Origin of the sequence: Streptomyces sp. Isolate_45 (assembly GCF_024721315.2) — a bacterium.
GTDB lineage: Bacteria > Actinomycetota > Actinomycetes > Streptomycetales > Streptomycetaceae > Streptomyces.
Window position 1 is genome coordinate 1 of record NZ_JANFAK020000231.1, and the last position, 10,289, is coordinate 10,289.

Here is a 10,289-nt window from a genome sequence, read left to right on the forward strand (position 1 = left end):
CCGGCGCCCGCGACCCACCTCCGGGAGGGCGGCGTCCGCCGGTGCGGCCGGGGGCGGAATCCGCCGCAAAGCCCGCCGCAACGGACGTGTACGGTACCCATCCAGCCCCGGGCCGCGGCCCGAACGCTCGGTGCGCCCCCTGCCGGGGCCCGACCCGCGCACACTCCGAGGCACAGCCTCACCACGACGAACAGCAACCACCACCAGGGGGACCCCATGGGCAAGACCGCACTGATCACCGGCGTCACCGGGCAGGACGGCTCGTACCTCGCAGAGCTCCTGCTCTCCAAGGGCTACACGGTGCACGGGCTCGTGCGGCGGTCCTCCAGCTTCAACACGGAGCGGATCGACCACATCTACCAGGACCCGCAGACCGCCAACCGGTCCTTCGTCCTGCACCACGCGGACCTCTCCGACGGCGTCGCCCTGGTGAACCTGCTGCGCGACATACGCCCCGACGAGGTCTACAACCTCGGCGCGCAGTCCCACGTCCGCGTCTCCTTCGACGCCCCCCTGTACACCGGCGACGTGACCGGCCTCGGCGCGCTGCGCCTGCTGGAGGCCATCCGGGCCAGTGGCGTGGACACCCGGATCTACCAGGCCTCGTCCTCGGAGATGTACGGCGCGACCCCGCCGCCGCAGAACGAGGGCACCCCGTTCCACCCGCGCAGCCCGTACGGCGCCGCGAAGGTCTTCGCGTACTGGACCACGGTGAACTACCGCGAGGCCTACGACATGTTCGCGGTCAACGGGATCCTCTTCAACCACGAGTCCCCCCGCCGCGGCGAGACCTTCGTGACCCGCAAGATCACCCGCGCGGTCGCCCGCATCAAGGCCGGTCTCCAGGACCACCTCTACCTCGGCAACCTCGACGCCGTCCGTGACTGGGGTTACGCGCCCGAGTACGTCGACGCGATGTGGCGGATGCTCCAGCAGGACGAGCCGACCGACTACGTGGTGGCCACCGGCGTCGCGGCCACCGTCCGCGAGTTCGTCGAGTCCTCCTTCACGCACGCCGGCCTCGACTGGAACGACCACGTGCGCTACGACCCCAAGTACGAGCGCCCCAGCGAGGTCGACGCCCTCATCGGCGACGCCTCCAAGGCCCAGGAGATCCTCGGCTGGAAGCCGTCGGTCCTGGTGCCCGAATTGGCCCGGATCATGGTGGACGCCGACATCCGTCAGGTCGAGGACCAACTGGCGGGCGTGACGGTCCGAATCGACCGCTGAGGGCTTATATTGCCCCTACGCTTTGCCGTGTCCCGGTCATTGCTGCGGTAATTCGCAGGCCTGACCGGGGCAAACCTGCCGTATGTCCGAAGTGCACCCTCCTCGTGAACCTTGTTGATTCCAAGTTGGTATGCAATGGGTCAAGTGAGGTGACCGGGTACTCGCGTGAGCCCTAGTCTGCGCCAGTACATATGGCTGTTCGGATAATTTTCAGCCATCAAACCGGGCGATTGCCCTGGGGGGCTCATGCGTAGATCCAGAGGGCTGACTGCTGCCCTCGTCCTGTCACTGGCCGGCACCGGCGCCGGCATAGGCCTGGTGCTGATGCCCGAGGCGTCGGCCATCACGCCGCCAGTGGCATTCACGGCCGACGAGCTGCCCACCTGGCAGCCGAACGGCATCGTCTTTGCGATGGACCAGGCGAACGGAACCGTCTTCGCCGGTGGCACCTTCTCCGCGGTCAGCCCGCCGGTGGGGGCCGGCAGCGGAACCGAGCAGGAAGCCGTGAACTTCGTGGCGCTCGACGCCGCCACGGGCAACCCGACCTCCTGCAAGCTGGCCTTCACGGTCGGCGAGGGCACCGCCACCGTGCGCGCCCTGGTCGTCTCGAAGGACAAGAAGACCCTGTACGCGGGCGGCTACTTCGGCGCCGTCAACGGGACCCCGGTCTCCAGCCTCGCGGCGATCGACATCGAGAGCTGCACCCCCAAGGCCTCGTTCCACCCGAGCTTCCCCGCCACCGTGCGCGCGCTCGCCGTCACGGACGACACCCTGTACGCGGGCGGCGACTTCAACACCGTCGAGGGCCAGACCCGCGAGCGGTTCGCCGCGGTCGACGCCTCCTCCGGTGCGCTGAAGCCCTTCGTCGCCAACGCCGACGAGCCGGGCCGCGCCATCGAGGTCAGCAACGACGGCAAGAACGTCCTGCTCGGCGGTGACTTCTTCTCGGTCAACAACGCGAACTCGCACGCGCTGGCCGTCGTCAACGCCACCACGGGCGCGGTCACCAAGACCTACAACAACATCCCCTCCAACTCGGTCGTCAAGGACATCTCGGCCGACGAGACGGGCTACTACACGGGCAACGAGGGCTCCGGCGGCGGCGTCTTCGACGGCCGCATTGGCCTGAACCCCGACTTCAGCGAGAAGTGGCGCGACCGCTGCCTCGGCGCGACCCAGTACGTCCTGCCGTACGACGGAGTCCTGTACAGCTCCTCCCACGCGCACGACTGCTCCACCGAGCTGGAGTTCCCCGACGGCAAGCGGAACTTCCTGCTGGCCCAGCGGACCAACCACGAAGGCGCCGCCCCCGCGCCCGTGGACGGCTTCGTGCGCGGCCCCCGCAAGCTCGGCTGGCACCCCAACGCCAACGACGGCATCGGCGAGGGCATCGGCCCGCGCGTCATGTCCGTCGCGGAGAAGAACGACGTCAAGTACATGTGGGTCGGCGGTGAGTTCACGCTCATCAACGGCGAGCCGCAGCAGGGCCTGACCCGCTTCGCCTCCACCGGCGACGTCGGCGCGCCGACCACCCCGGTCGCCAGCGCCTCCAGCGTCAAGCCCGGTGAGGCCCAGGTCCGCTGGCGCACCAGCTACGACCAGGACGACAGCCTGCTGACCTACCGGATCTACCGGAACGGCTCGGGCACCCCGATCGCCACGGTCAACGCCGACTCCCTGGAGTTCGAGCGCCCGCAGGCCTCCTGGAACGACACCACGGTCAAGGCCGGTCAGGCCTACACCTACCGGGTGACCGCCACCGACGCCGCCGGCAACACCAGCGCCCTGTCGGCGAACGTCTCCGTGACGATCCCGACCTCGGTCCAGGCCTACCCGGACAAGGTCCGCGGCGACGGCGCCCAGCTGTACTGGCGCTACGACGACACCGTCAGCCCGTACGTCGCCGACTCCTCCAACGGCGGCAACACCAGCGGCATCCAGGTCAACGCCCCGACGCTGCGCCAGACCCCCGGCGCCGTCACCGGCTCCAGCACGGCCATGGGCTTCAACGGCACCAGCCAGCAGGTGTACAGCGACCACCGCCAGTCGGTCGGCGCCACCTACACCATCGAGACGTGGTTCAAGACGAGCACCACGCGCGGCGGCAAGCTGATCGGCTTCGGCAACAACACGGTCAACAGCAGCGGCTCGTACGACAAGCAGATCTACATGACCAACACCGGTCGTCTGATCTTCGGCGTCTACAACGGCTCGACCCGCACCATCTCCACCGGTCTCTTCGAGACGTACAACGACAACAAGTGGCACCACGTCGTCGGCACGCAGGGCCCCGGCGGCATGACCCTGTACGTGGACGGCCAGAACAAGGGCACGAACAGCGCCACGAACTCCACCCCGTACGCCGGTTACTGGCACGTCGGCGGTGACAACCTCGGAAGCTGGCCGACCCGCCCGACGAGCAACTTCTTCGCCGGACAGATCGACGAGACGGCCGTCTACCCGACGGTGCTCACCCAGGCACAGGTCAAGGGTCACTACGACCTCGCCAAGGCGCCCACCGACACGGTCTCCAAGGTCGTCGCGGCCGAGGACACCTACATCAACCAGGGCGCCCCGAACGCCGCCTACGGCACGTCCACCTCGCTCGCGGTGCGCGGCACCTCGGCCTACGAGACGTACCTGCGCTTCACCCTCCCGGCCGCACCGTCCGGGCAGGTCCTGAAGGCCGCCTCGCTCCAGTTCAAGACCAGCTCGCAGGCGGGTGCCGGCACCGCCGACACCGTGTCCGTGGTCCCGGTCACCGGCACCTGGAGCGGCGCGGGCACGACGTTCAACACCAAGCCCACCCTCGGCACCACCCCGCTCGGCAGCATCGCGGGCGTGCCGGACGGCTCGGCCATCCAGAACGTCGAGCTGGACACCGCCGCGGTCTCCGCGGTGCTCGGCACCAGCTCCAGCCTGGGGCTGACGAGCACGGGCACCGACCCGATGTGGATCTGGTCCTCGGAGTCGACGGCCGCGGACGCCGCCCCGCAGCTGATCCTCACCTTCGGCCCGAAGTAACCGCCGAGTGCGGACGGGGCCCGGCCACCGCTGGTGACGCCGGGCCCCGTCCGCCTCTCCACCCCGAGTACCCAGTAAGTACGGGAGCCACCTGATGTACCGACGCTCCGCAGCGGCTGCTGTTCTGCTGGCCGCCGCCCTGACGCTGACCGCCTGCTCCTCCGACGACGGCAAGGCCGGCGCCGAGGCCGCGGTCAAGCCGAAGCCGCCGGCCTCCTCCTCGGTCCCCGACCCGGCGGACGCCTCACCGACGCCCTCCGGGCCGGCCGCGTCCGTGGCGCCCGACGCGAAGCCGACGGGCCCCGTCGTGCCGGACCCGAAGCTCACCCCGAAGACGGGCAGCTTCAAGGACAACGAGAAGAAGTACCTCAGCGGCCGGGTCCCCGAGAAGATGGACCCGGCAGCCGTCCTGCAGACCGGCGAGGAAGCCTGCCAGCGGGTGGAGCGCACCGCGAAGCGGGACAAGGACGCGGCGACCGCGGCCATCATCTCCGGCGAGATCAAGGGCGCGAAGGACGCGATCACGCACCTGTGCCCCGAGCAGAAGCCGGTGCTGACCGCCGCGGAGAAGGGCTTCGGCGACGGATCCCGCAACGCGCCCGCGGCGGGCACCTACCGGGCGCTGACCCAGGGCACCACCTGCACCTGGGAGGCGAAGGGCAAGGACGGCTCCGTCCTGGCCTCCGGCCCCGAGGCCCCGCCCAAGGCGGGCGACAGGATCACGGCCACCGTCCCGGGCGGCGCCGCCACGTTCAACTCGACGGGCTGCTTCGCCTGGATCCCCGCGTAACCCGCGCCCTCCGAGCCCCCGGCACCACCACGAGAACGCCGCCGCACCCGCAACACCCGGGCCCCGGCGGCGTTTTCGTGCCCGCGTTCCGGGTACCCGCGCCGTCACACGACACAGCGGAGGCGAATCCTATGCGGGGCATCGGCGGTTGCATCGCCCTGATCGTGGTGGGGGCCATCCTCACCTTCGCGAGCGACTGGGAGCTGGAGAGCGTCAACCTCGACCTCGTCGGCCTGATCATGATGGCGGCCGGCTGCGTCGGCCTCGCCGTCTACGCGAGCGTCCTCAAACGCCGCCGCGCCACGGCCGCCTTCCCGGTGGTCGAGGAACGCCGGGACGTCATCTAGGGCGCCCAGGGCGCCCGCCGTACGGTAGGGCCGGTGCCCTCAGTCGCGGAGAGCCCCCTCGTACACCGGCAGGAGGGTGTCCAGTACCGCGTCCATCGAGAAGGAGGCGGCCGCCAGTTCGCGGGCCGCGTGGGAGGCCGTGCGGTTGGTGTCCGGGTCCAGGAGGTCCAGGACCGCGCGGGCCACCCCCTCCGGGCCCGGGTCGACGGCGCGGCCCGCGCCGGCGGCCGCGATGTCGCGGGCCAGGCCGTTGGAGTGGGTCACCACGGAGGGCACGCCCACCGCCAGGGCCTCCAGCACCGACATCGGGAACGGCTCCTCGACCGACGGCAGGACGTACACGTGGGCCCGCCGCAGCTCGGCCAGGACCTCGGCGCTCGACAGCGCCCCCGGCACCGTGAACCGCGCGCCCAGGCCGAGCGAGTCGATCCGCGCCCGGACGGCCGCCAGCTCGCCCTCGTCGGGGCCGGCCACCACGAACCGCGCGTCCGGGTGGGCCGCGAGCACCGCCGGGGCGGCGTCAACGAAGTCCACCGGCCGCTTGCGGGCCTGGAGGCGCGCCGAGTACAGGATCCGCGGCGGGCCGTCGAGCGGCGGCCGTTCCTCCTGCCCCGGAGTGCCGTTGACCAGCCGTACGGACCGCTCCAGCGGCGAGCCGACCACCGCGTCCAGCCCCTCCCGCTCGTGCGGGGTCAGGTACAGCACGGCGTCGGCCCCGCGCAGCAGGCGGCGCACCGCCACCGCGTCCAGCACCTTGGCCAGGGCCTTCTCGCTCGGGTCGACCATCCCGTGGGTCTGGAGCACCAGCGGCTTGCCGGCGCGCAGCGCGGCCAACGCCACCGGCAGGGTCACCAGGTCCCGCGCCAGGTGCACGTGCACCACGTCGGCCTCCCGGACCAGACGGCCCGCCGAGACCAGCAGGGCCGGCGAGGTCATCCCGCTGAAGCCGAGGGGCAGGATCCGCCGGGCGGGGAACAGTTTGGCCGGAACACCCTCCACGTCGGTGGGCCACGGCTCGGGGAAACCCTCGCCGAGCGCGAGCAGCCGGGCCTCGTGGCCCCGCGCGCGCAGCCCCTTGGCGAGGTTCAGCGCGACCCGTACCGGCCCGCCGAAGGCGTGCGAGGGGGAATGCAGCGTAACGGCGTGCAGTACTTTCACTTCGGCTCCTCCACCGGGCGGCGGCGGCCGTCCTGGGTCTGCAGGGTCAGTTCCGGCAGGTCCTTGTGCACGACGGCGCCCGCGCCCGCGACCGCGCAGCGGCCCACGGTCACCCCGGCCAGCACGGTCGCCCGTACGGCCACCCACGCGCCGTCCTCGACGGTGATCGGGGCGTTGCGGTAGCGGAAGTCGGCGGCCCGGTGGTCGTGCGAGCCGGTGCACAGCATCGACTCCTGCGACAGGCACACGTTCGCCCCGATGGTCACCGGCTCCAGGTTCAGCAACCAGGCGCCCTCACCGATCCAGGTGTGGTCCCCGACGGTCAGCTTCCACGGCCACAGCACGCGCACCTTGTGCCGGATCAGGACGCCCTCGCCGATCTTCGCCCCGAAGGCCCGCAGCAGTGCCACGCGCAGCCGTACCGGACAGAACCACGCCATGAACACCGTGTTCATCACGGCGAACCAGAGCGCCTGCGTCAGCAGCCCGCGCCCCTTGTCGTACCCGGCCAGCGTGAAGGCAGGAAGATCACGCAACGGTCGCCCCTCATCGTCCACCCCGACGCGCCTCCCCGGGCGCAGCCCGCTCAGACTAGACTGCGCGCGGATCACGCACAGGGGTGGGGGCAACAGTGGCTACGGACATACGCAAGCCCGCCGTCACACCCGCGGCGGCCCCCGTCGAGGACGAATCGAAGTGGGGCAGGGTCACCACCCCACGCACCCTGCTCTCCCGCGCGCTGTCCGTTCCGCTCGCCCTCGGCTTCACCGTCTTCCTGCCGTTCTTCGTCGCCGCCCAATCCGGCGCCGGAGCCCGCGACGCGGCCTTCTGGCTCCAGCTGCTGCTCGCCATGTACGCCGGTGCCCGGCTCTCGGCGATGGTCCTCACCAGCCGCCGCAAACTGCTCCAGGGCTCCTTCTGGCTCTTCGTCTACATGGCCATGGGCGTGGCCCCCCTCGCCCAGGCCGTGCTCGGCCAGGTGCCGACCCCGGTCGTCGGCCCGCGCTCGGACCTCACCGTCGCCGTCGGCCTCGTACTGCTCGGCTGCACCGCCTTCGACGTCGGAGTGCTGCTCGCCCGCCACCGGCCCACCGGCCGCGCGGGCGGCTCCCAGAAGGAAGCGCGGCCGGTCATGGCCCACCGGCGCCGGCTCCAGCTGCTGACCGTCATCGCGTTCATGTGCAGCGCCGCCTTCATCATGAAGCTCGGCGGCCCGTCCGTGTTCTTCTCCAGCCGGCAGGAGATCATCGCGGGCATCGAGGAGGCGGGCGTCTCCAACGGCGACGGCCAGGCCGGCCAGGCCCTGCTCCGCGGCTTCGGCACGGTGCCCGCGCTGCTCGCCCTGCTCCTGTACACGCGCTGGTTGATCACCTCGAAGTTCGCCCGCCGCAAGGTGTCGGTCATCGTCACCTGGGCGGCGCTCGCCGGGCTGAACCTGATCGTCAACAACCCGATCTCCAACCCGCGCTACTGGTTCCTCACCGTCATGTTCGCGCTGCTCTTCACCGTCTTCCCGGTGAGCGCCGCGATGTACCGCGTCGCCCTGTCCATGGCCGTGGTGATCGCCCTCCTCGTCTTCCCGTTCGCCGACCGCTTCCGCTACGACGAGAAGAACTACAAGCCGGTCGAGACGACCTCGTTCCTGGAGCCGATGGCGCTCAAGGACTACGACCAGGTCGGCATGTTCGCCAACACCATCACCTATTCCAACTCCGGGCCCGGCCACTTCTACGGCCGCCAGCTCGCCGGCTCCATCTTCTTCGCGGTGCCGCGCTCGGTCTGGCCCGGCAAGCCGCGTGACACCGGCGTGATGGTCGGCACGTGGATGGGCACCGTCAACACCAACCTCTCCTCCCCGATCTGGGCGGAGCTGTGGATCGACTTCGGCCCGCTGGGCATGGGCGCCGGACTGCTCGGCATGGGCTACGCCGCCGCCCGCGTGGACCGCCGCTACGCCAAGCGCGCCACCCGCCGCTCGCCCCCGGGCAGCCTGATCTCCGTCGTCGTCCCGCTCGTCGCCGGCTACTCCTTCATCCTGCTGCGCGGTCCGCTGCTCCAGGCCTCGGGTCGGGTCGCCATCGCCGCGATGTGCCTCGCGCTCGTGGCCACGTACCGCACGGACAAGGGCACCACCCTGCGCTGACGCGCGCGGGGTCGCCGTACCGGCCCGGCCCGCCGTCCCGCCGCATGTCCCGCCGCCCGTCCCGCCGCACCCCCTTCACCCCACGGCCCTGCCCCCGCCCACCCGCGTCCACCGGTGCGCGGGCCTTCGGCATGCCCGGCGCCGGGCCCTCCTGACGCCTCCGCACCGCCCCTTCCAGGCCGCGCCGGACGCTTCCGGCCAGGGCCCCTTCAGGCCGGCCGGAACCCCTGGAACGTCCCCTGACCAGCGGACATGATCGTGTCAACGGCCCGCGGGGGCCGGGAACACCGGGTGATGCGGCCGAATTTCGCGCCCCGGTCACCGCACCACCGCGCGTCCGCAGCACATCCACGTCTTCACTCCGGGGGAACCGTCATGCCCACTCGCCGTAGTACGACCGCGCTCGCCTCGCTCACCGCCACCGTCGCCATCGGGGCGTCCGTCGCCCTCTCGCTGGGCACCACCTCGGCCTCGGCGGCCAGTGTGGCGACCTGGGACAAGGTCGCCCAGTGCGAGAGCTCGGGCAACTGGAGCATCAACAACGGCAACGGGTACTACGGCGGCCTCCAGTTCTCCGCGTCGACCTGGCGGGCCTTCGGCGGCACGGCGTACGCCGCGTACGCACACCAGGCCACCAAGAAGCAGCAGATCCTGATAGCCGAGAAGGTCCTGGCCGTTCAGGGCCCGGGCGCCTGGCCGAGCTGCGGTCGCAGCAGGGGACTCGGCACCGACCACGCGAACCCGTACCCCGACGCCCCCACCCCGCCGGCCCCCGCGCAGTCCTGGAAGGCGCAGGTGCTCGTCGACTCCGGCAACGGCCTGCACCACGCGACGAGGTTCGCCGACGGCAGCTGGACCCGCTTCGGCAACGTCGAGGGTGAGGCGGCCGCGGTACCCGGCGGCGTCCGCGCCGTCGCGGAAGCCGGCATCAACGGCGACACGCACGTCCTGGCCGTGAGCAACGAGGGCAGGCTCCACCACACCGTCCGCAACGGGAACGGTTCGTGGGGCACCTTCGGTGATGTTCACGCGGCGGCGGGTCAGTTGGCGAACGTGACGCAGGTGGCGGCGGCTTCGGTGGGTGCGGAGCTTCAGGTGGCGGTGGTGGCGGACGGGAAGGTGTACCACACGGTGCGCCGGTCGGACGGTAACTGGACGCCGCTCGCTGCGGTGGGTAACCCGGCGGGTGACAAGCCGGTGACGAAGGTGGCGATGGCTCGCACCGGGTCGGACGTGCAGGTTCTGGCGGTGGCCGATGGGGTTCTGCATCACACGGCTCGGTTGGCGAACGGTACGTGGCTCGGTTGGGGCGATGTTTCCGCGGAGGGTGCTCCGACCGGTATCGCGGACGTCGCGGTGGCCGGCACGGGCAACGACCTGCAACTGGTTCTGACGGCCGAGAACGGTGCGAAGCAGTACCACGGTGCCCGCTTCTTCAGCGGCGAGTGGGTGTTCAACTCCCTGTCGTCGGTGGTGTCGGGTGTGACCGTGACGGACGTGTCCGCGGCCGCCGTCAACGACGAGCTCCAGGTGGCGTTCGTGGCCGCCGACGGTCGGGTCCTGCACACGGTCCGCCAGGTCAGCGGCAACTGGACCG

At 71.1% G+C, this 10,289-nt stretch carries 8 protein-coding genes; 6 read left to right on the forward strand and 2 right to left on the reverse strand.

The window, feature by feature from the left end; translation table 11 throughout:
• The first annotated feature begins 216 nt into the window (after positions 1-216).
• The 4 genes from gmd to NOD94_RS37960 all read left to right on the forward strand — a co-directional run bounded on the left by gmd (position 217) and on the right by NOD94_RS37960 (position 5,391).
• A complete protein-coding gene (gene gmd / locus NOD94_RS37945; protein ID WP_281210800.1) occupies positions 217-1,230 on the forward strand; it encodes a GDP-mannose 4,6-dehydratase in 1,014 nt (337 codons plus the stop codon).
• Positions 1,231-1,476: 246 nt separating this feature from the next.
• On the forward strand, positions 1,477-4,254 hold the full coding sequence (locus NOD94_RS37950) for a LamG-like jellyroll fold domain-containing protein (RefSeq protein WP_281210801.1): 2,778 nt from the start codon (positions 1,477-1,479) through the stop codon (positions 4,252-4,254).
• Positions 4,255-4,348: 94 nt separating this feature from the next.
• Positions 4,349-5,044 carry a hypothetical protein gene (locus NOD94_RS37955; RefSeq protein ID WP_281210802.1) on the forward strand — a complete coding sequence of 232 codons (696 nt, stop codon included), beginning with the start codon at positions 4,349-4,351 and terminating at the stop codon, positions 5,042-5,044.
• 131 nt (positions 5,045-5,175) lie between these two features.
• Positions 5,176-5,391 carry a DUF6458 family protein gene (locus NOD94_RS37960; RefSeq protein ID WP_281210803.1) on the forward strand — a complete coding sequence of 72 codons (216 nt, stop codon included), beginning with the start codon at positions 5,176-5,178 and terminating at the stop codon, positions 5,389-5,391.
• 39 nt (positions 5,392-5,430) lie between these two features.
• On the opposite strand, the gene NOD94_RS37965 is transcribed toward NOD94_RS37960, so the two are convergent.
• A complete protein-coding gene (locus NOD94_RS37965; protein WP_281210804.1) occupies positions 5,431-6,549 on the reverse strand; it encodes a glycosyltransferase in 1,119 nt (372 codons plus the stop codon).
• On the reverse strand, positions 6,546-7,085 hold the full coding sequence (locus NOD94_RS37970; protein WP_281210805.1) for a WcaF family extracellular polysaccharide biosynthesis acetyltransferase: 540 nt from the start codon (positions 7,083-7,085) through the stop codon (positions 6,546-6,548). Before NOD94_RS37970 ends, NOD94_RS37965 begins: the two co-directional genes overlap by 4 nt.
• A 95-nt stretch (positions 7,086-7,180) precedes the next feature.
• Here NOD94_RS37970 and NOD94_RS37975 point away from each other — a divergent pair, with 95 nt between their 5' ends.
• On the forward strand, positions 7,181-8,692 hold the full coding sequence (locus tag NOD94_RS37975; protein ID WP_281210806.1) for a hypothetical protein: 1,512 nt from the start codon (positions 7,181-7,183) through the stop codon (positions 8,690-8,692).
• A 375-nt stretch (positions 8,693-9,067) separates the two neighbouring features.
• On the forward strand, positions 9,068-10,289 hold a 1,222-nt coding region (locus NOD94_RS37980), incomplete at its 3' end, for a transglycosylase family protein (RefSeq protein ID WP_281210807.1).